Origin of the sequence: Streptomyces sp. NPDC007189 (assembly GCF_040703635.1) — a bacterium.
Classification (GTDB): domain Bacteria; phylum Actinomycetota; class Actinomycetes; order Streptomycetales; family Streptomycetaceae; genus Streptomyces.
Genome location: NZ_JBEYEY010000009.1, coordinates 234970 through 260976, shown reverse-complemented (window position 1 = coordinate 260976; position 26007 = coordinate 234970). Strand labels below are relative to the sequence as shown.

18 protein-coding genes and 1 pseudogene are annotated in these 26007 nt (G+C 72.6%); 6 read left to right on the top strand and 13 right to left on the bottom strand.

The features are described from left to right. Positions 1–35: 35 nt before the first annotated feature. Complete coding sequence (locus AB0950_RS20700; protein WP_360572648.1) at positions 36–2162, bottom strand: ATP-binding protein; 2127 nt, start codon at positions 2160–2162, stop codon at positions 36–38. Positions 2163–2450: 288 nt separating this feature from the next. On the opposite strand from AB0950_RS20700, the gene gabT reads away from it, so the two are divergent. Both gabT and AB0950_RS20690 read left to right on the top strand, forming a co-directional pair. Further along, entirely contained in the window at positions 2451–3785 is a 1335-nt protein-coding gene (gene gabT, locus AB0950_RS20695; protein ID WP_366779143.1) for a 4-aminobutyrate--2-oxoglutarate transaminase, read from the top strand. A gap of 428 nt (positions 3786–4213) precedes the next feature. Further along, positions 4214–4792 (top strand): annotated as a pseudogene (locus AB0950_RS20690) (phosphatase PAP2 family protein); the annotation flags it as partial. Positions 4793–4862: 70 nt separating this feature from the next. On the opposite strand, the gene AB0950_RS20685 reads toward AB0950_RS20690, so the two are convergent. The 8 genes from AB0950_RS20685 to AB0950_RS20650 all read right to left on the bottom strand — a co-directional run bounded on the left by AB0950_RS20685 (position 4863) and on the right by AB0950_RS20650 (position 14600). Beyond that, positions 4863–6695 carry a glycosyl hydrolase family 18 protein gene (locus AB0950_RS20685; protein WP_360572650.1) on the bottom strand — a complete coding sequence of 611 codons (1833 nt, stop codon included), beginning with the start codon at positions 6693–6695 and terminating at the stop codon, positions 4863–4865. Between the two features lie 84 nt (positions 6696–6779). Continuing rightward, complete coding sequence (locus tag AB0950_RS20680) at positions 6780–7232, bottom strand: hypothetical protein (protein WP_360152717.1); 453 nt, start codon at positions 7230–7232, stop codon at positions 6780–6782. Positions 7233–7359: 127 nt separating this feature from the next. After that, complete coding sequence (locus tag AB0950_RS20675) at positions 7360–8790, bottom strand: FAD-dependent oxidoreductase (RefSeq protein ID WP_360152714.1); 1431 nt, start codon at positions 8788–8790, stop codon at positions 7360–7362. 35 nt (positions 8791–8825) lie between these two features. Continuing rightward, a complete protein-coding gene (locus tag AB0950_RS20670; RefSeq protein ID WP_360152711.1) occupies positions 8826–9626 on the bottom strand; it encodes an ABC transporter permease in 801 nt (266 codons plus the stop codon). Next, positions 9627–10562: an ABC transporter permease gene (locus AB0950_RS20665; RefSeq protein WP_360152708.1), complete on the bottom strand. Its 936-nt coding sequence runs from the start codon at positions 10560–10562 to the stop codon at positions 9627–9629. Next, on the bottom strand, positions 10562–11722 hold the full coding sequence (locus AB0950_RS20660) for an ABC transporter ATP-binding protein (RefSeq protein ID WP_360152704.1): 1161 nt from the start codon (positions 11720–11722) through the stop codon (positions 10562–10564). Before AB0950_RS20660 ends, AB0950_RS20665 begins: the two co-directional genes overlap by 1 nt. Further along, positions 11719–12966 (bottom strand): spermidine/putrescine ABC transporter substrate-binding protein, encoded by a 1248-nt coding sequence (locus AB0950_RS20655; protein WP_366779142.1) that lies wholly within the window; start codon positions 12964–12966, stop codon positions 11719–11721. Before AB0950_RS20655 ends, AB0950_RS20660 begins: the two co-directional genes overlap by 4 nt. 98 nt (positions 12967–13064) lie before the next feature. Next, a complete protein-coding gene (locus AB0950_RS20650; protein WP_360152698.1) occupies positions 13065–14600 on the bottom strand; it encodes a gamma-aminobutyraldehyde dehydrogenase in 1536 nt (511 codons plus the stop codon). Positions 14601–14809: 209 nt separating this feature from the next. Here AB0950_RS20650 and AB0950_RS20645 point away from each other — a divergent pair, with 209 nt between their 5' ends. Further along, positions 14810–15373: an NADAR family protein gene (locus tag AB0950_RS20645; RefSeq protein WP_366779141.1), complete on the top strand. Its 564-nt coding sequence runs from the start codon at positions 14810–14812 to the stop codon at positions 15371–15373. A 244-nt stretch (positions 15374–15617) separates the two neighbouring features. Here AB0950_RS20645 and AB0950_RS20640 read toward each other — a convergent pair whose 3' ends face one another. Continuing rightward, complete coding sequence (locus AB0950_RS20640; protein WP_366779140.1) at positions 15618–16520, bottom strand: DUF4190 domain-containing protein; 903 nt, start codon at positions 16518–16520, stop codon at positions 15618–15620. Positions 16521–16649: 129 nt separating this feature from the next. Between AB0950_RS20640 and AB0950_RS20635 the strand changes: the two genes are divergently transcribed. Continuing rightward, positions 16650–17750 (top strand): adenosine deaminase, encoded by a 1101-nt coding sequence (locus AB0950_RS20635; RefSeq protein WP_360152689.1) that lies wholly within the window; start codon positions 16650–16652, stop codon positions 17748–17750. 20 nt (positions 17751–17770) lie between these two features. Continuing rightward, on the top strand, positions 17771–18484 hold the full coding sequence (locus AB0950_RS20630; RefSeq protein ID WP_360572658.1) for a glycerophosphodiester phosphodiesterase: 714 nt from the start codon (positions 17771–17773) through the stop codon (positions 18482–18484). 3 nt (positions 18485–18487) lie between these two features. On the opposite strand, the gene AB0950_RS20625 is transcribed toward AB0950_RS20630, so the two are convergent. After that, a complete protein-coding gene (locus AB0950_RS20625; RefSeq protein WP_360572660.1) occupies positions 18488–19087 on the bottom strand; it encodes an NAD(P)-binding domain-containing protein in 600 nt (199 codons plus the stop codon). Between the two features lie 71 nt (positions 19088–19158). Here AB0950_RS20625 and AB0950_RS20620 point away from each other — a divergent pair, with 71 nt between their 5' ends. Then, positions 19159–19512 (top strand): helix-turn-helix domain-containing protein, encoded by a 354-nt coding sequence (locus AB0950_RS20620; protein WP_360572662.1) that lies wholly within the window; start codon positions 19159–19161, stop codon positions 19510–19512. Here the strand turns inward: AB0950_RS20620 and AB0950_RS20615 are convergent. Together AB0950_RS20615 and AB0950_RS20610 are read right to left on the bottom strand one after the other, a co-directional pair. Next, positions 19497–20021, bottom strand: a complete 525-nt coding sequence (locus AB0950_RS20615; RefSeq protein WP_366779139.1) for a hypothetical protein — start codon at positions 20019–20021, stop codon at positions 19497–19499. The two genes, AB0950_RS20620 and AB0950_RS20615, sit on opposite strands and share 16 nt — an antisense overlap. 49 nt (positions 20022–20070) lie before the next feature. Next, a complete protein-coding gene (locus AB0950_RS20610; RefSeq protein ID WP_366779138.1) occupies positions 20071–25899 on the bottom strand; it encodes a TIR domain-containing protein in 5829 nt (1942 codons plus the stop codon). Positions 25900–26007 lie beyond the last annotated feature (108 nt).

Genomic DNA, 26007 nt, shown 5'->3' with positions numbered 1-26007 from the left:
GATTCTGCCTCACCGTACGATCCCGCGCCGCCTTCTCACCCCCGCAGATCCACCAGCAACGGCGGCGCGTGCTCCCCGCGCACACTCGTCAACGACACCACCGCATGCCCCGCCGGCACCCCATGAGCCAACTCGGACGCCGACCACCGCTCCCGCTCTACCTGGCGGACGGTGACGGCGCGGGCGGTGGGCGCCTTCCCGGTGATGATCCGGCGCAGCATGTGCACGGCCTTGCCGGCGGGGGTCTCGGCGATGATCTGCCGGTCGGTGACGTCCCGGATCTCGGTCCACTCCTTGCCCCACACCTCGGCGAAGTCCTGCCCGTCCCAGGGGGTGAGGCCGGACAGCGCCATCCGGCAGCCGGTGGCGCCGAGCAGCGGGGTGCGCAGCGGCCTCGGCACGTCGTCCAGGGTGCGCAGGGTGAGCACCACGCCGGCGCCCGCCGAGCGGAGCCGCTGGATGCCGCGGACCGCCTCGGGAGTGACGGCGCCGGAGGCGTCGTCCAGGATCAGGCAGGCGAAGAGCGAGCGGTCCTCGCGTACCGTCACGGCCGCCGTGAACTGCGCCAGCACCAGCCGGGCCAGGATCCGGGAGGCGTCCGCGTGTCCGCGCTGGGGCAGGTCGATGCGGACGCGCACCGGGTGGTCGAGGGCCTTGAGCGAGAACGGCCGGGTCTGCCCGGAGGTGTCGAAGAAGGAGGCGAAGGCGGGCCGGTCGAGCAGCGCGATCCGGTCGGCGAGCACGGTGCCGACATCGCCCGGATGCGCCATCTGCCGCTCCCGGGCGTCGAGTTCCCTCAGCAGCCCGTCCTGTCCGGCGTCCGTGACGGCCTTGCGCAGTGCGGCGAGCGGGCCGGGCGCGCCGTCGAGGAGCCCGCGCAGCTCGGGCACGGACGGAAAACGGCCGTGGACGGCGTGGAAGGGGCCGAGCAGCTGAGCGAGGACGGTGGTGGCACGGCGCCCGTCGCTGCCCGGGTGCGGGTCGACGAGGTCGCCGACGAGAGCCTCGGCCAGTATGGCGGCGGCCTCGTCGGGGTCGGTGGTGCCGCCGTAGAGGTCGAGGTCGTAGACGGAGTCCGGGTTGCCGATGGCCACGACGACGTCGTACGCCTCGGCCGGGCCGAGTCCGGCGCCCGCCGCGCCGACGACCACGACGGAGGCCCGCCCGGCCAGCGCGTGCAGGCACAGGGATTCGGCGAGCGGCCGTACCACGGTACCGGTCTTCCCGGAGCCGGAGGGGCCGACCGCGAGCAGTGAGGTGCCGAGCAGCCCGGGGTCGAGGCCGAGGCCCGCACCCCGGTACTGGTACGGGTTGCGGGGATCGTCGGCGGCGGTGCCGAGCCGGACCTGGCCGGTGAGCAGGTCGTGAGGGGCCTGCCGGGCGGGCAGGTCGCGTGCGCCGGAGGGGTGCAGGCAGGCGGCGGAGCCGTCCTTGAGCACGGTGCCGGTGAAGGTGGCCAGGGTGTGCCGGCCCGCGCGCACCCCCTGCCAGGCCCGGCTGATCCGGGCGTGGTCGACGTCCCTCATGAGGCCGGCCTTCGCCTCGGCGGCCAGCCGGTCGGCTGCCTCGTGGGCGCCGGCGTGGCGCAGCTGGGGCCACTCGGCCGGGTCCTGCTCGGGCGCCGGCGGGCGCTCGGCCACCGGCGGGGTCTGGCGCCAGGCCGGCGGGCCGTAGCGGCGCCAGACCTCTCCCCAGCGGCCGATGCGCCCGACGACGAACAGGATGACCAGGGCGATGACGGTGTAGTAGCCGTACCAGAGGAAGGCGCGCGAGACGCTGCTGTCGCTGTTGCGCCAGGAGTCGGGGACGAGCAGTTCCAGGGGCAGCACCCACCAGCTGCCGAGGTAGCCGTTCCACAGCAGGGACCAGACCAGCCAGCCGACGAGGAAGGCGATGAGCGCGCCGCTGATGAGCTGCCGGCCCGGGGTCTGCTCGGGTTCCTGCTGCGGCCGGGGCCGGTGCCCGAGGCGCCATACCCCGGGTGCCGCCTCCGGGCGGGGGGCGCGCAGCCAGGTGAGGAAAGCGGAGCCGTCCGGTTTCGGCGGCGCGCCGGGCGGCGCCTGGGGCATCGGGGGCACCGCAGGGCCCTCCTGTGGTGCGGTTGGGCGCGGTACAGGATGCGCATGCGTGCCGCGCGCGTCCCGCGTGCCGTCGCTGTCCATCGCCCTTGCCCCCTGACCAGCCGTTCCGTCCACCGTCAGCGAGCCAATCTAACGCCCCGGCAAGGGGAGTTCACCGCTTACGCGGCCGAGAGCGCCCGCCGACCGGGCGTACCTTTCCCACCCTGCTATGTCCACTCCGGACAACCCCCACCCCCGAAGACGCCCACATGGAGCATGCCCACCCCCCGCGCCCGGCCCTAGCCTGCGAAGAAAGACAGGTATGCGGCCGAAAAATCACCGCCCGGAATCCCGGGACCGCCCGGTACGCAAGATCTTCAGGGAGCCCTCATGAGCGCACTTCCGCAGGAGCGCCGCGTCGTCACCGCCATCCCCGGCCCGAAGTCGCAGGAGCTGCAGGCCCGCCGTACCGCCGCGGTCGCGCAGGGCGTGGGCTCGGTGCTGCCGGTGTTCACCACGCGCGCGGGCGGCGGGATCATCGAGGACGTCGACGGCAACCGGCTCATCGACTTCGGGTCCGGTATCGCCGTGACCTCCGTCGGCGCCTCCGCCGAGGCCGTCGTACGCCGTGCCTCCGCCCAGCTCGCCGACTTCACCCACACCTGTTTCATGGTCACCCCGTACGAGGGGTACGTCGCGGTCGCCGAGGCGCTGGCCGAGCTGACCCCGGGTGACCACGCCAAGAAGTCCGCGCTGTTCAACTCCGGCGCCGAGGCCGTCGAGAACGCCGTGAAGATCGCGCGTGCCTACACCAAGCGGCAGGCCGTGGTGGTGTTCGACCACGGGTACCACGGGCGGACCAACCTCACGATGGCGCTGACGGCGAAGAACATGCCGTACAAGCACGGGTTCGGGCCGTTCGCGCCCGAGGTGTACCGGGTGCCGGTGGCGTACGGCTACCGGTGGCCGACCGGCGCGGAGAACGCCGGTCCGGAGGCCGCCGCGCAGGCCATCGACCAGATCACCAAGCAGGTCGGCCCGGACAACGTGGCCGCGATCATCATCGAGCCGGTCCTCGGTGAGGGCGGCTTCATCGAGCCCGCGAAGGGCTTCCTGCCGGCCATCCGGCAGTTCGCCGCCGACAACGGGATCGTGTTCGTCGCGGACGAGATCCAGTCCGGCTTCTGCCGGACCGGGCAGTGGTTCGCCTGCGAGGACGAGGGCATCGTCCCGGACCTGATCACCACCGCCAAGGGCATCGCCGGCGGTCTTCCGCTCGCCGCCGTCACGGGGCGCGCCGAGATCATGGACGCCGCGCACGCCGGTGGGCTGGGCGGCACCTACGGCGGCAACCCGGTCGCGTGCGCCGGTGCGCTCGGCGCCATCGAGACGATGAAGGAGCTGGACCTCAACGGCAAGGCCCAGCGCATCGAGGAGATCATGAAGGGTCGCCTCACCGCCATGGCCGAGAAGTTCGACGTCATCGGCGACGTGCGCGGCCGCGGTGCCATGATCGCCATCGAGCTGGTCAAGGACCGTACGACCAAGGAGCCGAACCCCGAGGCCACCGCCGCGCTCGCCAAGGCCTGCCACGCCGAGGGCCTGCTGGTCCTCACCTGCGGCACCTACGGCAACGTGCTGCGCTTCCTGCCCCCGCTGGTGATCGGCGAGGACCTGCTGAACGAGGGCCTCGACATCATCGAGCAGGCCTTCGCCGGCATCTGAGCCCCGCCGAGCGGGCGTTCGACGCCCATCTGAGCGAGCGCTCTCCCCTGTGAAGGGCGCCTGCGGCAGGCCGTGTGAAGAAGGTGTGCGAGGTGGATGACGGGACCCGATTCCGTCTGCCCAAGCGGCCCGGCCTGCCGTAGGTTCTACCCAGATGAGAGATACACCCCGCCCACAGGGGACTGTGGGCGATTTCGGGCCGAGGCCTCCCCAGCTTCGACCTGGTCGTGCCCTCGCGCACACAACCGGCGCCTGACGGCTCCGGGATCTCCTCACCGATCGGACGGTCGCCGCCCCAAACCCCCCGGGGCGAGCGACGTTCCGGTCCGGTCGGCCGCCCCGGAACCACCCCCCCTGTTCCGGGGCGGCCGACCTCCTTCTCCCCGCTGCCGTTCTTCGGCGCCCTTCTCGGGTGCCCGGCCCACCGTATGTCGTACGGTCGCCCGGGCCGAATGTCTGACAAGCTGGACGCCGTGTCCCGCGCAGTCCGCCATGTCCCGCTCCTCGGCGTCCCGGCCGTCCTCTTCGCCCTGATCACCTGGCAGGTCGTCGCGCACGGCCCGCTGCTGCGCCTGGACGCCCGGCTCAGCCGGTCCCTCGTCCATCCGGACCGGTTCGGCGCGGTCCTCTCCGACCTGGGCAACATCGAGGTCGCCGTCCCGGTCCTGATCGCGGCCGTGGGCTACGTCCTGTGGCGGGGGCGAGCCGCCCGCACGTACCGGTGGTGGCTGCCGCCGCTGGCCGCGGCCGTGCTGATGGCCCTGGTCCCGGCGACCGTCGTGCCGCTGAAGGACTGGACCGCACGGCCGGGGACCCCCGTGGTGCCCCCGGCCGTCGGCTACTTCCCCTCCGGGCACACGGCCACGGCGGCCGTCGCCTACGGCTCGGCGACCCTGATCCTGCTGCCCTGGCTCCGGTCGGTCCTCGCCCGCCGCCTGCTGGTGGCCGGCTGCGCGCTGCTGGTGCTCGGGGTGTCGTACGGCCTGGTCCGGCGCGGCTGGCACTGGCCGCTGGACGTGGTGGCCGGCTGGTGCCTGTCCATCGTGCTGCTGGCCGCCCTGTCCCTGGTGACGGGGCTCAGCCGAAGTACGCGTCGAACGTCTTCTGGAACTCCCAGTCCGAGTAACGGTCCCAGTTCACCGACCATGTCATCAGACCGCGCAGTGCGGGCCAGGTCCCGTGGGTCGCGTACGAGCCGCAGTTCGTCTTCTTCGTCAGGCAGTCCAGGGTCCTGGTGACCTCGGCGGGCGCCACATAGCCGTTGCCCGCGTTCGTGGACGCCGGCATGCCGATGGCGACCTGGTCGGGGCGCAGCGGCGGGAAGACGTCGTCCGGGTCGCCGGCGACCGGGAAGCCGGTGAGCAGCATGTCGGTCATGGCGATGTGGAAGTCGGCGCCGCCCATGGAGTGGTACTGGTTGTCCAGGCCCATGATCGGCCCGGAGTTGTAGTCCTGGACGTGCAGGAGCGTGAGGTCGTCGCGCAGGGCGTAGATGACCGGGAGGTACGCCCCGCAGCGCGGGTCCTGGCCGCCCCACTTGCCGGTGCCGTAGTACTGGTAGCCCATCTGCACGAAGAAGGTCTCCGGCGCCATCGAGAGCACGAAGCCGGGGCCGTACTTCGCCTTCAGGGTCTTCAGCGCCGAGATGAGGTTGACGATCGCCGGCGTGGTGGGGTTCCTGAAGTCCGTGTCGCTCGTGTCGAGGGACAGGGAGTGGCCCTCGAAGTCGACGTCGAGGCCGTCGAGGCCGTAGGTGTCGATGATGTCCGAGACCGAGGAGACGAAGGCGTCCCGGGCGGCGGTGGTGGTGAGCTGGACCTGGCCGTTCTGGCCGCCGATCGAGATCAGCACCTTCTTGCCGGCCGCCTGCTTGGCCTTGATCGCGGCCTTGAAGTCGGCGTCGCTCTCCACGGTCGGGCACTCGGTGACCGGGCAGCGGTCGAAGTGGATGTCCCCGGAGGTCGGCGAGGTGGGCTCGCCGAAGGCGAGGTCGATGACGTCCCAGCTGTCGGGTACGTCGGCGAGGCGGGTGTAGCCGGAGCCGTTGGCGAAGCTCGCGTGCAGGTAGCCGACGAGGGCGTGGGCGGGCAGGCCGGCGGAGCCGCCGCCGGTTCCGGTGCCGGCGCCGGTGGTGGCGGTCAGCACCGCGGACTTCGCGGACTCGCCGGCGGCGTTGCTCGCGGTGACCTGGAAGCCGTAGGCCGTCGAGGCGGACAGCCCGGTCACGGTGGCCGAGGTGCCGGTCACCGTCTGGGACCTGGTGCCGTCGCGGTAGACGGTGTAGCCGGTGGCGCCGGTGACCGGCGACCAGGCGAGGGTCACGGCGGACGAGGTGACGGCGGTGGCCTTCAGGCCGGTGGGCGCGGCGGGCGGCTGGTCGGTGCCGCTGCCGCCGGGACCGGTGAGGGAGATGTCGTCGGCGTAGTAGGCGCCCGTCCCGTACCAGCCGTGGGTGTAGAGGGTGACCTCGGTGGTGGTGGCGCCGGTGGTGAAGGTGGTGGTCAGCCGCTGCCAGTCGGAGGCGGACGGGGTCCAGGCGGAGACGTCGGTGGTGCCGGTGCCGTTCACGCCGAGGTAGACGTAGGCGCCGCGGACGTAGCCGGACAGGGTGTACTGCGCGCCGGGCCGGACGGTCACCGTCTGCGCGCACTGGGCGTCGTCGCTGCCGGCCGGGGTCGCCTGGAGTGCGGAACTCCCGCTGTGCACCGGTGAGTTCACGGTCGTACCGGCCGTGCAGGTCCAGCCGGTCAGGCCGGACTCGAAGCCGCCGTTGGTCGCGAGGTCCGCGTCGGCCGCACGGGCGGCCGACGACAGTGCGGTGATGCCGGGCACGGCCAGCAGGGCGGCCGTGAGCAGGGCGAGGACGGATCTGGGACGCCGTGCGCGGGGGGCGCGGGGGGTGCGGTCCACAAGGGCCTCCGGTGGTGGGGGAGTTGGAGGGTGGAGCGCACTCAACTTGGTCCAGACCAATCCTGTTGTCAAGGCTTTCGGGCGCTAGCCGTCCCCGCCCCCGGCCAGCCACGCCGCCGCCTCGTGCATCGCCAGTTCCAGCAGCGCGGGGTCGGTCAGCGTGCCCGAGCCGTCCGGCGGCACCAGCCAGCGCACGTCCCGGGTCGCCCGGCCCGGGTGCGGTACGACGATCCAGGTGCCGGAGCCCGCGGTGCGCACGCCGGTGCCGACCCAGCGGGCCGCGGTGCCGGGCGGCACGAAGAACCCGACCCGGTGGTCGCCGAAGTCGACGAGCACCGGGCCGGGCCGGTCGAGGACGCGCGTGAGCACGTCCAGGGTGGGATAGCCGAGGTCACCCGGCAGGATCAGCACGTCCCAGGCCCGGCCGGCGGGCAGCAGCGCGACCCCGAGGGGGTTGCGCTCCCATTCCCAGCGGCACGCCTCGGGGTCCGGCGCCACGGACGCCAGCCACTCGACGGCCGTCTTCGCCCCAGTCATCCGAAAGGCCTCCCTGTTCTCGTCCCGACCGTCCGGTGCGGTCGCCTCAGAGGGAGAGAGGGAGGCCTTCCGTGGGCATTACGCGGGTTCCGCGCCCGCTAGGGCGTGACCTGGGTCACATCCGGGCTCAGCTGTCGAAGCCGAGGCCCAGCCGGTCCAGCGTCCGCAGCCACAGGTTTCTGCGGCCGCCGTGCGCGTCCGCGCGGGCCAGGGACCACTTGGTGAGCGCGATGCCGGTCCAGGCGAACGGCTCGGGCGGGAACGGCAGCGGCTTCGTGCGGACCATCTCCAGCTCCGTCCGCTCGGTGCGCTCCCCGCTCAGCAGGTCCAGCATCACGTCCGCGCCGAAGCGGGTCGCGCCCACACCGAGCCCGGTGTACCCGGCCGCGTACGCGACCCTGCCCTGGTGGGCGGTGCCGAAGAACGCCGAGAAACGCGAGCAGGTGTCGATGGCGCCGCCCCAGGCGTGGGTGAAGCGGACGCCCTCCAGCTGCGGGAAGCAGGTGAAGAAGTGGCCCGCGAGCTTGGCGTACGTCTCGGGCCGGTCGTCGTACTCGGCGCGCACCCGGCCGCCGTAGTGGTGGATCGCGTCGTAGCCCCCCCACAGGACGCGGTTGTCGGCGGACAGCCGGAAGTAGTGGAACTGGTTGGCGCTGTCGCCGAGTCCCTGTCTGTTCTTCCAGCCGAGCGAGGCGAGTCGGTCCGCGCTGAGCGGCTCGGTCATCAGCGCGTAGTCGTAGACCGGCACGGTGTAGGAGCGCACGCGGCGCAGCAGGTTCGGGAAGACGTTGGTGGCCAGGGCCACCTGGCGGGCGCGGACCGCGCCGTACGGGGTGCGTACGGCCATTCCGGCGCCGTACTGCTTCAGGGTGAGCGCGGGCGTGTGCTCGTACACCCGCACGCCGAGCTTCAGGCACGCCTTCTTCAGGCCCCAGGCCAGCTTGGCCGGGTGCAGCATGGCCACGCCCTCGCGGTCCCACAGACCGGCCTGGAACGTCGGCGAGTTCACCTGCTCGCGCACCGCGTCGGCGTCCAGGAACTCGATGCCGTCCGCGAGGCCCTCGTCCTGAAGCTCCGTGTGCCAGTCGCGCAGTTCGCGGGCCTGGTAGGCCTCGGTGGCGACGTCGATCTCGCCGGTGCGCTCGAAGTCGCAGTCGATGCCGTGCCGGGCGAGGGCGGCCTCGATCTCGTCGAGGTTGCGCCGGCCCAGCTCCTGGAGCTTGTGGATCTCGCCCGGCCAGCGGGTGAGGCCGTTGGCCAGGCCGTGGGTGAGGGAGGCGGCGCAGAAGCCGCCGTTGCGGCCGGAGGCGGCCCAGCCCGCCTCACGGCCTTCCAGCAGGACCACGTCCCGCCGCGGATCGCGCTCTTTCGCGTTCAGCGCGGTCCACAGCCCGCTGTAGCCGCCGCCGACGACCAGCAGGTCGCAGGTGTCGGCGCCGGTGAGGGCGGGCTCGGCCTGGGGCTTGCCGGGGTCTTCCAGCCAGTACGGGACCGGCTGGGCTTCGGACAGAGAGGCGATCCAGGTGTCTGTGCCACGGCTCATGGCGCTTGGGGCCATGATTTCAACTCCCTACAGAGGACTGCTGAACAGGCCTATGCCTTCTGGCTGTTGCGGCGGTTGGTGACGAGCATCGAGAACAGCGTGATGAGGACGGCGACGAGGAACATGGCCGTACCGATCACGTTGATCTGCACGGGCGTGCCGCGCTGCGCCGAACCCCACACGAACATCGGGAACGTGACGGTCGAACCGGCGTTGAAGTTCGTGATGATGAAGTCGTCGAAGGAGAGCGCGAACGACAGCAGCGCGCCCGCGGCGATGCCCGGCGCCGCGATGGGCAGGGTGACCCGCAGGAAGGTCTGCGCCGGGCCGGCGTACAGATCCCGGGCGGCCTCCTCCAGGCGCGGGTCCATCGACATCACGCGCGCCTTGACCGCGGTGACGACGAAGCTGAGGCAGAACATGATGTGGGCGATGAGGATCGTCCAGAAGCCGAGCTGCGCGCCCATGTTGAGGAACAGGGTGAGCAGCGAGGCGGCCATGACGACCTCGGGCATCGCCATCGGCAGGAAGATCAGCGAGTTGACGGCGCCCCGGGCGCGGAAGCGGTAGCGGACCAGCGCGAAGGCGATCATCGTGCCGAGGACCGTGGCGCCGATCGTCGCCCAGACGGCGATCTGCAGGCTGATGGACAGCGAGCCGCACATGTCGGCGACGCCGCACGGCTTCTTCCAGGCGTCCACGGAGAACTGCTGCCACTCGTAGTTGAAGCGCCCCTTCGGCTTGTTGAAGGAGAACACGGTGACGACGACGTTGGGCAGCAGCAGATAGGCGAGCGTCAGCATGCCCGCGATGACGACGAGATGGCGCTTGAGCCAGGTGACGAAGGGCATTTAGACCAGATCCTCCGTCCCGGACCGGCGGATGTAGATCGTGACCATGGCCAGGATGGCGGCCATGAGGATGAAGGACAGGGCCGCGGCCGTCGGGTAGTCCAGGATCCGCAGGAACTGCGTCTGGATGACGTTGCCGATCATGCGGGTGTCGGTGGAGCCGAGGAGTTCGGCGTTGACGTAGTCGCCGGCCGCCGGGATGAAGGTCAGCAGCGTGCCGGAGACCACGCCCGGCATCGACAGCGGGAAGGTGACCTTGCGGAAGGTGGTCCAGGGCTTGGCGTACAGGTCGCCGGACGCCTCGTGCAGCCGCGGGTCGATCCGTTCCAGCGAGGTGTACAGCGGAAGGATCATGAACGGCAGGAAGTTGTACGTCAGTCCGCACACCACCGCCAGCGGTGTGGCGAGGACGCGGTCGCCGGCCGTCCAGCCGAGCCAGCCGGTGAGGTCCAGGACGTGCAGCGAGTTCAGCACGTGCACGACCGGGCCGTTGTCGGCGAGGATCGTCTTCCAGGCCAGGGTGCGGATCAGGAAGCTGGTGAAGAACGGCGCGATCACCAGGATCATGATCAGGTTCCGCCAGCGGCCCGCGCGGAACGCGATCAGATACGCCAGCGGGTAGCCGAGCAGCAGGCACAGGACCGTCGCGGCGGCCGCGTAGAACACGGACCGCAGGAACTGCGGCCAGTACTCGCTCAGCGCGTCCCAGTACGTCGCGACGTGCCAGGTGACCTTGTAGCCCTCCTCCAGCGAGCCCGTCTGCACGGACGTGGAGGCCTGGTAGACCATCGGCAGCGCGAAGAAGACGAGCAGCCACAGGATGCCGGGCAGCAGCAGCCAGTACGGCGTGAACCGGCCGCGTCTGCGCGGGGGCCTGGTCTCGGGCGCGGTGGGCGCGAGGGGCGGGGGCGCCTCGGCTTCGGTGAGCGTCGACATCAGGCGGCCGCCTCTTCCTCGGTGCCCGCGTCGATGTCCTGGGCCGCGTCCAGGCCGAAGGTGTGCGCCGGGCTCCAGTGCAGGACGACGTCGGCGCCGGGCACGAGCCGGCCGTCGCGCTCGACGTTCTGCACGTACACCGACAGCTCGTCGCAGACCGGGCTGTCGATGACGTACTGGGTGGAGACGCCGATGAAACTGGCGTCGGCGATCTTTCCGGTGAGCCGGTTGCGGCCCTCGGGTATCCCGCCCGCGTCGTCGGCGTGCGTGAGCGAGATCTTCTCCGGGCGGATGCCGACCAGCACCTTGCCGCCGGTGGCCGTCGGGGCCGAACAGCGCGACTCGGGCAGCACCAGCTTGCCGCCGCCCGCCTTGAGCACGATGTCGTCGCCGCTCCTGGTGTCGACCTCGGCCTCGATGAGGTTGGAGGTGCCGAGGAAGTTCGCGACGAAGGTCGTGTTCGGGTTCTCGTACAGGTCGGTGGGCGAGCCGAGTTGCTCGACGCGGCCCGCGTTCATCACGGCGACCGTGTCGGCCATGGTCATGGCCTCCTCCTGGTCGTGCGTGACGTGGATGAAGGTGATGCCGACCTCGGTCTGGATCCGCTTGAGCTCCAGCTGCATCTGGCGGCGCAGCTTCAGGTCGAGGGCGCCGAGCGGCTCGTCGAGGAGGAGCACCTTCGGGTGGTTGATCAGCGCGCGGGCGACGGCCACGCGCTGCTGCTGGCCGCCGGAGAGCTGGTGCGGCTTCTTGCGCGCCTGCTCGCCGAGCTGGACCAGCTCCAGCATGTCCTCGACCTGCTTCTTCACGCTCTTGATACCGCGCCGGCGCAGGCCGAAGGCGACGTTCTCGAAGACGTCGAGGTGCGGGAAGAGGGCGTAGGACTGGAAGACCGTGTTCACCGGCCGTTTGTACGGCGGCAGATGCGTGACGTCCTGGTCGCCGAGGCGCACGGTGCCGCTGGTGGGCTCCTCCAGGCCGGCGATCATGCGCAGGGTGGTGGTCTTGCCGCAGCCGGAGGCGCCGAGGAGGGCGAAGAAGGAGCCCTGCGGCACGGTCAGGTCCAGCGGGTGCACGGCGGTGAAGCCGTTGTCGTAGGTCTTGGAGATACCGGAGAGGCGGACGTCGCCGCTGTTGTCTGGTGTCGTCATCGTCGTCACGCCCCTGTGAGCTTCGAGAACTTCTGCTGGTAGGCGGTCTCTTCCGCTTGCGTGAGCGCGCGGAACGCGTGGGACTTCGCCTGCATGGCCTTGTCGGGAAGGATCAGCGGGTTGTTGGCCGCCGATTTGTCGATCTTGGCGAGGTAGGGCTGCACTCCCGCGACGGGGCTCACGTAGTTGACGTACGCGGCGAGCTCGGCGGCCGGCTCGGGCTGGTAGTAGAAGTCGATGAGCCGCTCGGCGTTCGTCTTGTGGCGCGCCTTGTTGGGGATCAGCATGTTGTCGGTCGACGTCATGTAGCCGCTGTCGGGGATGACATAGCCGACGTGCGGGTTGTCCGCCTGGAGCTGGACGATGTCGCCGCCCCAGGCGACACAGGCGGCGAAGTCGCCCTTGGTGAGGTCCGAGGTGTAGTCGTTGCCGGTGAAGCGGCGGATCTGGCCCTTGTCGACGGCCTTCTGGAGGCGGGCGATCACCGCGTCGAAGTCGTCGTCGGTGAACTTCGCCGGGTCCTTGCCCATGTCGAGCATGGTCATGCCGATGCTGTCGCGCATCTCCGTCAGGAAGCCGACACGGCCCTTGAGCTTGGGGTTGTCGAGCAGGTCGGAGACCGACTTGACCTCGATGCCGTCGAGCGCCTTCTTGTTGTAGGCGATGACGGTGGAGATGCCCTGCCAGGGGTAGGAGTAGGCGCGGCCGGGGTCCCAGTCGGGGGCGCGGAACTGGTCCGACAGGTTGGCGAAGGCGTGCGGCAGGTTGGACGGGTCGAGCTTCTGCACATACCCGAGGCGGATCATCCGGGCGGCCAGCCAGTCGGTGAGGACGATCAGGTCGCGGCCGGTGTCGTGGCCCGCGGCGAGCTCCGGCTGGATCTTGCCGAAGAACTCGTCGTTGTCGTTGATGTCCTCGGTGTACTTGACCTGGATGCCGGTCTGCCTGGCGAACGCGTCGAGCGTGGGGTGCCGTTTGGTCTTGTCGTCCACGTCGACGTACTCGGGCCAGTTGGAGAAGTTGACGACCTTCTCCTTGGCCGAGTGGTCGTCGGCGGACACGCCGCCCAGCGTCTTGTTCGCCGCGGGGATGCCGCAGGCGCTCAGCGCCCCGAGTGCGCCGACCGTGAGCGCGCCGCCCGCGGAGGCGCGCAGCAGCGACCGGCGGGTGAGCGCGGCCCGGCCGGTGCGCAGGCTGCGCCGTACGGCGGCGACTTCGACCGGGTTCAGGCGGTCGGGCTCGTAACTCTCCATGCGCGTGGTGCCCTTTCGGGAGGGTTGGGTGGTCGGCCTGGTCGAGGGCCGGAACGTCACGCCCGGCGGCAGCCGGTTCCTGGTGGTGTGTCCGGCTGTCACCGGTCCCCGAAGACGGTGCGGTGCCAGTCCTTCCGGGCCACCGCCGTGTTGTCGAACATGACGTGTTTGACCTGCGTGTACTCCTCGAAGGAGTACGCCGACATGTCCTTGCCGAAGCCGGAGGCCTTGTAGCCGCCGTGCGGCATCTCGCTGATGATCGGGATGTGGTCGTTGATCCACACGCAGCCCGCCTTGATCTCGCGGGTGGCGCGGTTCGCCCGGTACACGTCGCGGCTCCACGCGGAGGCGGCCAGGCCGTACGGCGTGTCGTTGGCCAGCCGGATGCCCTCCTCGTCGCCGTCGAACGGCAGGACGACCAGCACCGGACCGAAGATCTCGGACTGGACGACCTCGCTGTCCTGGGCCGCGCCGGCGATCAGGGTCGGCCGGTAGTAGGCGCCCTTCTCCAGGTCGCCGCCCGGCGCCTCGCCGCCGGTCACCACGCGCGCGTAGGCACGCGCACGGTCCACGAAGCCGGCGACCCGGTCGCGCTGGGCGTGCGAGACGAGCGGCCCGAGGTCGGTGCCCGGGGCGAACGGATCGCCCAGCCGTACGGTCTGCATCAGCGCGGCGGTCCGCTCCACGAACGCGTCGTACAGCGGCCGTTGCACGTACGCGCGCGTGGCGGCCGTGCAGTCCTGCCCGGTGTTGATGAGCGCGCCCGCGACCGCGCCGTGGACGGCGGCCTCCAGGTCGGCGTCGTCGAAGACGACGAACGGCGCCTTGCCGCCCAGCTCCAGATGCAGCCGCTTGACGGTGGCGGTGGCGACCTCGGCGACGCGCCTGCCGACGGCGGTGGACCCGGTGAAGGAGGTCATCGCGACGTCCGGGTGGCCGACCAGGTGCTCCCCCGCCTCCCTGCCGGTGCCGGTGACGATGTTCACGACGCCGTCGGGGATGCCGGCGTCCGTGGCGGCCTGGGCGAACAGCAGCGAGGTGAGCGGCGTGAGTTCGGCGGGCTTCAGCACGATGGTGTTGCCCGCGGCGATCGCCGGGAGGATCTTCCAGGCGGCCATCTGCAGGGGGTAGTTCCAGGGCGCGATCGACCCGACGACACCGATCGGTTCGCGCCGGACGTACGACGTGTGGTCGCCGGAGTACTCACCGGCGGACTGCCCCGTCAGGTGCCGGGCGGCGCCCGCGAAGAAAGCGGTGTTGTCGATGGTGCCCGGCACGTCGAACTCGCGGGTGAGCTTGAGCGGCTTGCCGCACTGCAGGGACTCCGCTCGGGCGAGGTCCTCGGCGCGGTCGGCGAGCACGGCGGCGAACCGGTGCAGGGCGTCCGAGCGCTCGCCCGGGGTGAGCGAGGCCCAGCCCGGGAAGGCCGCGCGCGCGGCGGCGACGGCCGCGTCGACGTCGTCGGGGCCGGCCAGCTCGTAGGTGTACACCTCCTCGCCGGTGGCGGGGTCGACCACGGCGTGGGTACGGCCCGAGGTGCCCTTGGTCAGCCGGCCCGCGATGAACTGCGCACCGTCGGCGAACCGGTCCTCGGCGGGAAATCGTTCCGGGGTGGCGGTGCCCGGGTTGTGCATGTCGCTCTCCTCCGCCGTTCGCCCCGTCCCAGGGGGTGGGTGGCGTAGCTCCAGCTCGATTTGAGTGCCGATCCTGACAGAGCACAAGGACTCCAACAAGTGATTCCGTTGTTGCCTTTTGGTTACGCGACGGAATCTGTCGACCAGATGTCGAGTCGGGGGGTAAAAGGAGGGACGGAGTGTCAGTGGTGCGTGCCAGACTCGCCTGCATGGGGAAGATCGACGGGGTGGAAGCGCTGATCAGGGCGGTCCGGGAGGGCGACCGGATCAGATACCTGCACTTCTGGGGGCACCGGCCGAGACCGGACGGCACGATCGGCGCGAGCTGTCTGAGCCAGTGGTGGCCGTCACCGTTCGTCGTCGACGGCGTCGAGTACGCGACGGCGGAGCACTGGATGATGGCGGGCAAGGCGCGGCTCTTCGGCGACGCCGAGGCGGAGCGGCGGATCCTGGCCGCGGGGCATCCGGCTCAGGCCAAGAAGGCGGGGCGGCTGGTCCGCGGTTTCGACGAGGCGGTCTGGGAGCGGGAGCGGTTCCGGATCGTGGTGGAGGGCAGCGTCCACAAGTTCGCGTCCGACGACGCGCTGCGCGACTTCCTGCTGGGCACCGGCGACCGCGTCCTGGTGGAGGCGAGCCCCGTGGACCGCGTGTGGGGCATCGGCCTCGCGGCGAACGACGAGGCGGCATCGGACCCGGAGCGGTGGAAGGGGCTGAACCTTCTGGGGTTCGCGCTGATGGAGGCGCGGGATCGGTTGAAGGAGGGGGTCGGGTGACGGCGGGCTGATGGCGCCGGGGCGTGTCGGAGCGCGGGGGGACTGGCGCGGCGGGGTGCCGGGATGTGTCCGGCGCCGGCTTGCCGGGGCGCGTCCGGGCGCGGTTGGCCGGGGCGTATCCGGGCGCCCGGTGGGGAGTGATGTGCCCTCGCCACCCACAGCGCTCAGGTCGCCGGCCTTGGCCGAGACCGGGTTGGCGGTGGCTTGCCGCGCCCACGCGAAGCGCCGCGCACCGGCCCCGGTTTCAGGAGCCGGCCGCGAGCAGCGCCGCGACGAAGACCAGCGCCAGGACGATGCCCGCCGCGCCGCAGATCAGGCCGGCCAGGGCCACGCCGGGGTTCGTCGCCTCGCCGCGGTTGGCCTTCGCGCGGCCCACGGCGCCGAAGATGATGCCCAGGATGCCCAGCACCAGGGCGATGGGCCACAGCAGGAAGCAGATCGCACCCAGGATGCCGAGCACCAGCGAGGCCGTGCCCAGGCCGTTGCTCGGCACGGGCTGCATACCGGGCCAGCCGTACGGACCGGCGTACGGCGGCTGGGGCCGGCCGGGGTAGCCGTAGGCCGCCGGGCCCGGATAGCCGTACGGCACCTGGCCGGGGCCGTCGGGGGCGATGGGCGGCGGGGGAACCGGCTCCGGCCCCGCGTGCCGTGCGGCGGGCGGTGCGTAGGAGACCGGCGGCGCGTAAGGGTTCGCGGGCGCGGAGGGCGGGGCGTACGCGTGCGCCGCGGCGGCGGGCGGGGCGTACGGGTTCGCGGGGGCGGCCGGCGGGGCGTACGGGTTCGCCGGGGGCGGTGTGGCCGCGGGGGGCGCGAACGGGTTCGCGGCCGGGGGCGCGGAATCCGCGGCCGGCGGGGCCCAGGCCGACGGCACGGCGTCGGAGGGCTCGTCCGGCGAGGAGGGCAGCGAGGTCACCGTCTGCTGGTAGTGGACGGACCCGTATCCGTCCCTGGGACCGGCGTCCGGACGGGCCTCGGGTATCGACTCCCGCCCCGGACCCGAAGCACTCCCCTCCCCCGAAGCCGCCCACGGAGCGCGTCCCTGGGGGCCTTCGTCCTGGGGCTTGTCCAGGGACACCCGGGGTGACGCCTGGTCCTCGCCGGTGGGCCGATGCTCCTGCGGCGTGGACTGCGGCACGTCGTCGGACATGGTGAAGGCCCCCCTCTGCTGGCTGTGCCGCCATGCTACGGGCAGGTCGGGAGGGCTCGGGGCCGGGGCCTACGATGATGCCGCGCAACCGATCAGCCGATCACCGCGCCCGCACCACCACGGACCACGATGCGCGGGCGCCCTTTTTTCGGGGAGGACCCCATGACCGACAGTTCCGTACCCGCCGTCGGCACCGCCGACCGTGATCTGCGGACCTTCATCGCCGGACTGCCCAAGGCCGAACTGCACGTCCACCACGTCGGCTCCGCCTCCCCCCGCATCGTCTCCGAGCTGGCCGCCCGCCACCCCGACTCCAAGGTGCCGAGCGATCCCGAGGCCCTGGCCGACTTCTTCACCTTCACGGACTTCGCGCACTTCATCGACGTGTACCTGTCGGTCGTGGACCTGATCCGCACCCCGGAGGACGTCCGGCTGCTCACCTACGAGGTGGCCCGTGACCTGGCCCGGCAGCAGGTGCGGTACGCCGAGCTGACCGTCACCCCCTTCTCCTCCACCCGGCGCGGCATCGACGAGCCGGCCTTCATGGCGGCTATCGAGGACGCCCGCAAGGCGGCCGAGGCCGAGTTCGGGACCGTACTGCGCTGGTGCTTCGACATTCCGGGCGAGGCGGGGCTGGAGTCCGCCGAGGAGACGGCTCGGCTGGCCACGGACGACCGGATCCGGCCGGAGGGGCTGGTGTCGTTCGGGCTCGGCGGGCCGGAGATCGGCGTGCCCCGGCCGCAGTTCAAGCCCTACTTCGACCGCGCGATCGCCGCCGGTCTGCACTCGGTGCCGCACGCCGGTGAGACGACCGGCCCAAAGACGGTGTGGGACGCGCTGACCGAGCTGCGCGCCGAGCGCATCGGGCACGGCACCAGCTCCGCGCAGGACCCGAAGCTGCTCGCGCACCTCGCCGAGCACCGCATACCGCTGGAGGTCTGCCCGACCTCGAACATCGCCACCCGCGCGGTCCGCACCCTGGACGAGCACCCGATAAAGGAGTTCGTGCGGGCCGGGGTGCTGGTGACGATCAACTCCGACGACCCGCCGATGTTCGGCACCGACCTCAACAACGAGTACGCGGTCGCGGCCCGGCTGCTGGACCTGGACGAGCGGGGCCTCGCCGGCCTCGCCAAGAACGCGGTGGAGGCCTCCTTCCTGGACCCGGCCGGCAAGGCCCGGCTCGCGGCGGAGATCGACGCGTACACCGCGACCTGGCTCGCCTCCTGACGCACCCCACAATGGGGGGCATGCAGACCGTGACCGCCGTGGCCCACCGCGGCGACCCCTATCGCCTCCGTGAGAACACGCTCGCCTCGCTCCGCTCCGCGCTCGGCCGGGGCGCGGACGTGGTGGAGGTCGACGTACGGCTCACCCGCGACGGCGTGCCCGTGCTGCTGCACGACGACACGCTCGAGCGGCTGTGGGGCGTCGGCCGGCCGCTGGCCGCGCTGTCCGCCGAGGAGGTGCGCGGGCTCACGGCGGGCGGGGTGCCGACGCTGGCGGAGGCGCTGGCCGCGACCGGCGACTGCCGGGTGATGGCGGACCTGTGCGGGCCGGTCGAGCGGCGGACGGTGGACCGGGTCATGGACGTGGTCCGGCAGAGCGGGGCCGGGGAGCGCGTCTACTACTGCGCGGGCGCCGAGGCGATGCTGGCCGTCCGCGCCGCCGATCCGGCCGCCGAGATCGCCCTGACCCGCACGACGCTGGCCCCGCCCCGGCCCGTGCTGCTGGACGCGATCCGCCCGCGCTGGCTCAACTACCGCTTCTCCCTGGTGAGCCGGGACCTGGCGGCCCGCGTCCACCGCGACGGCTACCTCCTGTCCGTGTGGACCCCGGACACCCGCCGCTCGATGGCCCGCCTGCTGGACCTGGGCGTCGACTCGATCACCACCAACCGGATCGACACCCTGCACGCCCTGCGCGACGGCGCCGGCGGCGGGCGCCGCCGGGAGCAGGCGTAGGCGTCAGGAACCGGCGAACTCCCGCGGGGGCGCGATCGCCTGGGCGTCCGCCCCCTGTCCCACCCACAGTCCGATCAGGAGCGCGGCCGTCGCCTCCAGCAGCCCGGCCCGGTGCAGTCCGCCGGCGTCCAGCGGCTCGCAGCCCAGATCCCGCACCAGCGCCCGGACGACCGCGAGCGCGTCCTCATGGTCCCCGCACACCGGTACGGCGAGGGGACGGCCGTCGAACACCGGCGGCGTCAGACGCCAGACGCTCTCGTGGCAGAGGTTGAACGCCTTGACCACCCGGGCGCCGGGCGCGGCGCGGGCGATGCGCTCGGCCGCCGCCGGGCCGCCGGCCGTCAGCAGTGCGAAGTCCGGGCCGCCCACGGGATTGGTGCAGTCGATCAAGGTCCGTCCCCGCAGGGCGGGTTCGAGTCCGGCGACCGCGTCCACGGCCGCCGCGTAGGGCACGGCCAGCAGCACCGCGTCGGCGCCGTGCTCCACCGCCGCCCGCACATCGCCTCGCGACCGGCTGCCCGCGACCACGTGGTGGCCGGCCCGCTTCCATCGACCGCCCAGCGCCTGAGCCATGGCGCCGGTACCGATGATTCCTATGCGCACGAGTGCCTCCTTCTTCGGGCCTGTTGGACACGGGCACGACAGTAGGAAGCCGCTCGGGCACCATTCGGTATGTGACCGATGACGCCTTCCTCGCCGACTGCCGGGCCCGGCTCGCCTTCGACCTGCTCTCCAACACCTGGAACGCGGTGGTGCTGTGGGCCCTGCGGGACGGCCCCAGCCGGCCGGGCGCCCTGCGCGGGCGCATCGGCGGGATCAGCCAGAAGGTGCTGACCGAGACACTGCGCCGGCTGGAGTTCAACGGCCTGGTGGCGCGGCGGGCCTACGGCGGCTCACCGCCCCGGGTGGAGTACGGACTGACCCCGCTGGGGCGGACGTTGCTCGGGCCGATCGACGCCTTCGGCGCCTGGGCGTTCGAGCACGGTGACGAGGTGATGGCCGCCCAGGAGCACTACACCGGCGACTGAGCCACGCCGGCCGCAGCCGTGAGCGCCTCCAGCCGCTTGATCTTCTTGCGTACGACGTACAGCGGGAGCACCCCGAACACCCCGAAGGACATGTCGATCAGGCTCCACCAGAAGGGAATTCCGCGGATCGGCCCGCAGACCAGGGCGAGCGGGACGATGCCGGCGCAGGCGATCATGCCGAACTCGACGACCCAGACGTTGCGGACGGGGTCGCGGTACGGCCCGTAGAAGGCGACGGCGATGACGAGGTGGGCGAAGGCCAGCCAGTCGGTGCCGTAGAGCAGGAACGGGTAGTCGGCGTCGGCGGTGTCGAGCCCCTCCCGCACCCGGGAGATCCAGGCCATCAGGCCGGGCAGGTGGTCCGGCACGGAGAACCACCTCAGCGCGCTCTCGGTCCAGCGCAGTTCGTGCACCAGGGGAAAGGCGGTGGCCCCGCTGAGGGCGAGGCACACCACGAAGGAGACCAGCCAGACGCGAATGCCCTTGAGCAGGGCGGCTCTGTCGCTCATGGCAGGAGCGTACGCCTGCGTTTGAACACGTTCAAAACCGCCCCCTCCCCTACCCCAGCGGCTCGTCCGGCGGCACCTGCCAGACCCCCGGCAGACGGCCGTCCAACTCGCCCGGTTCGAAGCGGCACATGCCCACCGCGTGCCAGAACTCGCCGGTGACGTCGCCCTCGTACTTGTAGCCGCCGGACGGGGACAGGGCGGCCCAGCCGCCGGGCATGCCGACCAGGGTGACCCTCAGGGTGGCCGGGGCGTCCGCGGGCACGTTCCACAGCCGTACCGTGCCGTCCTCGCCGCCACCGGCCAGCAGGGAGCCGTCGGGGCTGAAGGCCACCGCCAGGATCCGGCCGGTGTGGCCCGTCAGCACGGCCGTCTGCTCACCGGTGACGGCGTTCCAGAGGCGGACGGTGCGGTCGTCGCCCGCGGTTGCCAGCAGGGGCCGCGAGGGATGCACCGCCGCCGTCCAGAGCTTGCCGGTGTGCCCCGTGAGCCGGTGGACCCTCTCGCCGTCCTTCCAGATCACCGCGGTGCCGTCCCAGGCGGCGCTGGCCAGCCAGGAGCCGTCGGGGGCGAAGCCCACGGCGTACACCCGGTCGGTGTGGCCGTCGAGGACACCGGTGATCCGCCCTTCGGCCACGTCCCAGATCCGCACCTTGCGGTCGTCGCAGCCGGTGGCCAGGACCGCGCCGTCGGATCGGAAGGCGATCGCGCGGACCCGCCCGAAGTGCTCGGTGATGGTGGCCACATGGGCGCCGGTGGCCCGGTACCACAGCCGTACGGTGTCGTCGTCGTTGGCGGTGGCGAGGAGTTCGCCGTCGGCGCTGAACGCCTCCGCCCACACATGGTCGGTCTCGACGTCGAGGGCGCGCTGGTACTCGCCGGTGGCCGCGTTCCACAGGTAGATGTCGCCGTCGCTGCTCGCGGTGGCCAGCAGGTGGCCGGTGGGGCCGAACGCGGCCGACACCAGGCGGTCGCTGTGGCCGGTCAGTTCGCGCAGCCGGCGGCCGGAGGCGGCGTGCCACACCCGGACGACGCCGTCGTTGCCGCCGGCCGCGAGCATCGAGCCGTCGGCGCTGAAGGACAGGGTGCCGATGCGCCGCCCGTGGCCGCGCAGGATGCGCCGGCCCTGCCCGGTGGCGGGGTCCCACAGCCGTACGACACCGTCGTTGCCGCCGGTCACCAGCAGGGCGCCGGGTCCCTGGGCGGGCGTGTCGCCGTGCGGGCGGAACTTGCACACCCACACCGAGCCGCGGTGCTCGGCGGGCTGCCGGTTCAGCGGCGCGGCCACCGGGTCGGCCGCGGGGTCGATCCGCCACAGCCGGACCACACCGGCGCTGTCCCCGGCGGCGAGCAGGGTCCCGTCGGGATCGAACAGCACCTGGTAGACGGCCCCGCGGCAGCCGCCGAGCAGCCCGGCGCTGTGCCCGCCGGCCAGGTCCCACAGCCGTACCTCCCCCTCGGTGTCGCCGCTGACCAGCAGGGCGCCACCGGGGTGGAAGTCCAGGGTGTAGACGCGGCCGGAGTGCCCGGTGAACTCATGCCGCGGGCTTCCGGTCGCGAGGTCCCACAGCCGCACGGTGCCGCCCTGCCCGCCGTCGCCGCGGTCGGCGGTGGCCAGCAGGGCGCCGTCCGGGCTGAACCGCGCCCGGAACACCGCGCCCCGGTGGCCGGGGAGTTCACCGGTCGTCCGCCCGGTGCCGAGGTCCCACAGGCGTACGGCGGCGGAGGCGTCGCCGGTGACCAGGGTGGCGTTGCCCGGTGCGAACGCCACGGTGTAGACGGGCGCGGCGTGGCCGGGCAGCCGGTGCAGGGCGGTGCCCGAGGCGGTGTCCCAGACGGTGACCACGCCGTCGGCGTCGCCGGTGGCCATGAGGGAGCCCTCGGCGTCGAGGACGAGCGGCCAGACGCCGCTGCCGTGGATCTCCAGCCGGTGCAGACAGCGGCCGGAGACCGGGTCCCACAGGCGTACGGTGCCGTCGGCGCTGCCGGTGGCCAGGACACGGCCGCGGAACTTCACGGCGTAGACCCGGCCGGTGTGGCCCTGGAGGGTGCGCAGCGGGGTGCCGGTGGCGGCCTCGCAGACCAGGACGCCGCCGTCCTCGCTGCCCACGGCGAGGAGTTCGCCGTCGGGGCTGTAGGAGATGGGTTCGGGCAGCCGGCTGGTCCGCATGTCGAAGCCGTACGGCACACCGACCGCGGAGGGCCGGAAGCCGGCGTCGACGGCCATGCCGGGCGCGATCGCGGCGGTGGCCAGCTCGGGGCGGCCGGCCAGCGGCCCGGTGGTCGCCGAGATCAGCGCCGCCCGCCGCCACCGGCTGCCGTCCACCCGGGCGCCGGTCAGGTCGGTGCCGATCAGCCGGGCGCGCCGCAGGTCCGCGCCGCGCAGGTCGGCGCCGGTGAGATCGGCGCCGTCGAGCCGGGCGCCGGTCAGCCGGGCGCCGCGCAGGACGGCGCCGGAGAGGTTGGCGCCGACCAGCCGGGCGTCGGTGAGGTCGGCGCGGGTGAGGTCGACGCCGGAGAAGTCGCGGTGGGACAGGTCCTCCCCGGCGAGGGCCGCGCCGCGCAGATCGGTGTGAGCGGGCACGCGGAGCCGGCCGAGGATCTTCACGGCGTTGGCGTGGGCGGCGTCCGGCGCGGTGTCGCCGGACGTGCCGGACAGCTCGCGTTCGGCCCAGGCCTGGCAGATCCGGTGGTCGGCGAGGTCGCACAGGAACTCAACGGCCAGCTGGCTGAGTTGGCGGTGCTCCAGCAGGCCGCTGTCGCCGCCGGTGATCCGCCGGGCGCACTCCCGGGCGACCAGCCACTCCACCACCGAGCCGTGGATGAACCGGAACACCCCGTCGTCGCTGCGCACCAGCAGGCTGCCGGAGCCGATGGCGTGCGCGGTCTGCGGCACCGACAGCCGGGCGTCCGCGAGCCCGGTCAGGGTCTCGGCGACGTCGGTCAGCTCGTCCAGGCGCAGCGAGTCCTGTCCGCTCTCCCACAACCGCAGGGCGAGCGCGGTGACCGCGTCCCACAGCTGGTCCACGGAGAGTCCGGGCGCCCGGCCGGGGCTGCCGCCGCCCCGCTGCGCCTCGAAGCCCAGCCAGGCGCCGAGCACCTCCTCGTACAGCCCGGCGGGGCTGAGGGCGCGCCCGGCGCCGGCGACCGCGCGCAGCCGGTCGTCGTCGAGGTCGGCGACGAAGCCGAGCAGCCGGGGGTTGCGGCACAGGGCGAGCAGGTCGGGGATGGCGTCGAGCAGCCGCAGCCGGTGGTCGGCGGCGCGTTCGTCGCCGTCGTAGCGGTTGACCAGGTAGGCGCGGATCTGCTGCGGGGTGAACTCCCGCACGGCCAGCACCCGGCGGTGCGGGAGCAGGCCGACGCGTTCGCCGAGCGCGGTGAGCACCTGCCCCTGGGAGCGGAAGTGCTGGGTGCGGCTGGAGACCACGATCTTGGCGCGGTCCACGGCGGAGTCCAGCAGCACCTGGAGGCGTTCGGCGGCGCGGTCGTACGTCACCTGGTTGACGAGTTCGTCGAAGCCGTCGAAGAGCAGCACGATCCGGCCCTGCTGCAGCATGTACCGGAAGGCCCGCAGGTCGATGTTGTCGACGCCGTGCGCGGCGAGGTGCGCGGCGACCAGGCCCTCGAAGGAGTAGGCCCGGTCCAGGGCGTGCAGTTCGATCAACAGCGGGACGAGGTGCGGCAGTTCGGCGGGGATACGGCGAGCCAGCTCGCGCAGCGCGAACGTCTTGCCGTGCCCGAAGTCGCCGAGCAGCAGCAGGAAGCGCCCCTGGTCGGAGTCGAGCAGCCGCAGCATCTCGTCGACCAGCCCGTCGCGGTCCTCGGCGTCGAGGCGCTCCACCTCCCGGTACCGCTGCGGCAGGTACATGCCCGGGGGATAGCGGGGGTCGGTGCGCAGCCGCTCGGTCTGCCCGGCGACGTAGCCGCGCAGGTCGAGCAGTCCCTGGAACTCGGTGAAGCTGCGCACCCGCACGCCCCGGCGACGGGCCGCATCGCGCAGCTCGCGGGCGGGCGGGGGTCCGTCGTGGACGAGTTCGGCCTCCGCCTGGGCGTCGGCGGCGTGCACGAGGGCCGCGAACCGGTCGACGTCCTGCGCGTCCGGGGTGCCGATGTGGACCGCCACCCGCTGCTGCCGTACGAAGCCCGACTGGCTCCAGGTGACGAGGATTTGGGGCACCGGCCCGTCGACGCGACGGATCTGGGCGCCCTCGTGCCGGGTGCGGCAGACCTCGGCGACCCGGGCGAGCAGGATCTCGGCGGGGGTCTGTACGGCGCGCGGCTCGGGCTCGGGTGCGGGCGCGGGCGTGCCGGCGCGGTCGTCGGCGGGTGCGGCCTGCGGCCCGAAGGCCCGGTCGGTCCGCCGCCACTGGACCGGCCGCCGCTGCGGCTCCCCCGGCCCCTGCCAGACGGCCAGCCCGTCCCGGCCGATCCGCACCAGCTGGTGCCCGCCGGGCCGCCCGGCGCCGATCAGCGGCACCTCGCCGGAGCCGGTGGCCAGGACGGCGGGCGCGCCGGGGCCGGACGGGCCGTGCAGCAGCAGGTGCAGCCGGGGCGCGGTGAGCCGGGTGAGCACCTCGGTGTCGTGCAGCGGCCCGGCGCCGTCGGCAGCGGCCGTACCGGCGCGCCGCACGCCCGGGGCGGCCGCGCGGGCGGCGCCGGGCGAGTGCCGTACGACGCCGATCCTCAGCCACCCCTCCGTCTCGTGGGGCCGCAGCGCCTGCGCGAACCAGGCGGCCTGCTCGCGTCCGATCAGCCCGTACTGGTCGTCGGGCCGATGGCTGTACGCCATGGACGAGTTCAGGGCCGCCACCACGGTGTGCAGCTCGGGCACGGGGAACAGGCTCCACGGCTGGTCGCTGTCGAAGACGAGGTCGAGCCCCTGGTACAGCTCCCGGAACAGCCGGGCGAAGTGCCGCCACTTGGGCCAGTACGGCGGCCGGGGCGGCATCTCGTCGGCTTCGCAGGTGCTGAAGTAGGCCCGGCAGGCGGCCTGGTTGACGTCCTGGCCGCCGGGAACCAGGACGACCCGGTGCGGTTCGAGCCCGAGCAGCGCGCGCAGCCCGGTGAGGAAGGCGAGGGCCTGCTCGAACTCGCGCCGGCTGCCGGAGGCGGTGAGGTCCCCGGTGACGACGAGCAGATCGGGTGCGGGCGCCCCGGCGTCGGCCAGCTCGACCAGGTCGCCCCAGATCGCGGCCTGTAATTCGGCGGGGTCCTGGCCCCGGCCGAAGGCGGGCCCGGCGAGCTGGAGCACGGTGACCGCCTCCCGCTCCCGGTCCGCTCCGGGCACCCGGGGATACGCCGGCGCCGCCGCGGGTCTGCGCCGCCCGGCCCACCCGGTGCCGCCGAGCGGCCGCCCGGGGCTCGACGGGGGCGGGGCCGAGGTCAGCGGGTGCCCGTTCGCACCACCGGGGTAACCGGGCGGCAGACTCGGCCGGGCCCGCCCGTCGAGGGCCTGCCGGACCCGGGCGAGCAGCAGGTCCCGGGCCGCCACCGGATCGCTGACCGGCACCAGGTCCACGTACGTGATGGTGGCCAGCAGGCCCTCCACCGGGATGTCCTCGACCCGCACGGTGATCAGCCGCCGCTCCGGCGCGTCCGGATCGGCGCGCAGGGCGGCCTGCCACTCCATCCGCCCGTACCGGGACCGCTCGTAGTTCCTGGACAGTACGGCGATGACGGCGGCGGACTCGCTCACGCCCCGGTCCATGAAGTCCACGAAGTTCGTGCCCGGCACGAAGTCCCAGGCCTGCAGCACCGTCCGGTACCCGGCCTCCTCCAGCGTCCAGGCGATCCAGGACGCCCAGCGCTCGTCGGCGGGCGAGTAGCTGATGAAGAAGTCCAATGGCCCGGTGTCCCCCGGGGCGTTCTGACGAGCCACCATGTATTCATGATGCCGTGAGAAGACAGGCCGATACGGGTCGTTTCCAGGCGTTCGACGGCGCCCTGGTCACAGCGACGCACAAACGTGCGACCCTTCCCTCCGTGCGTG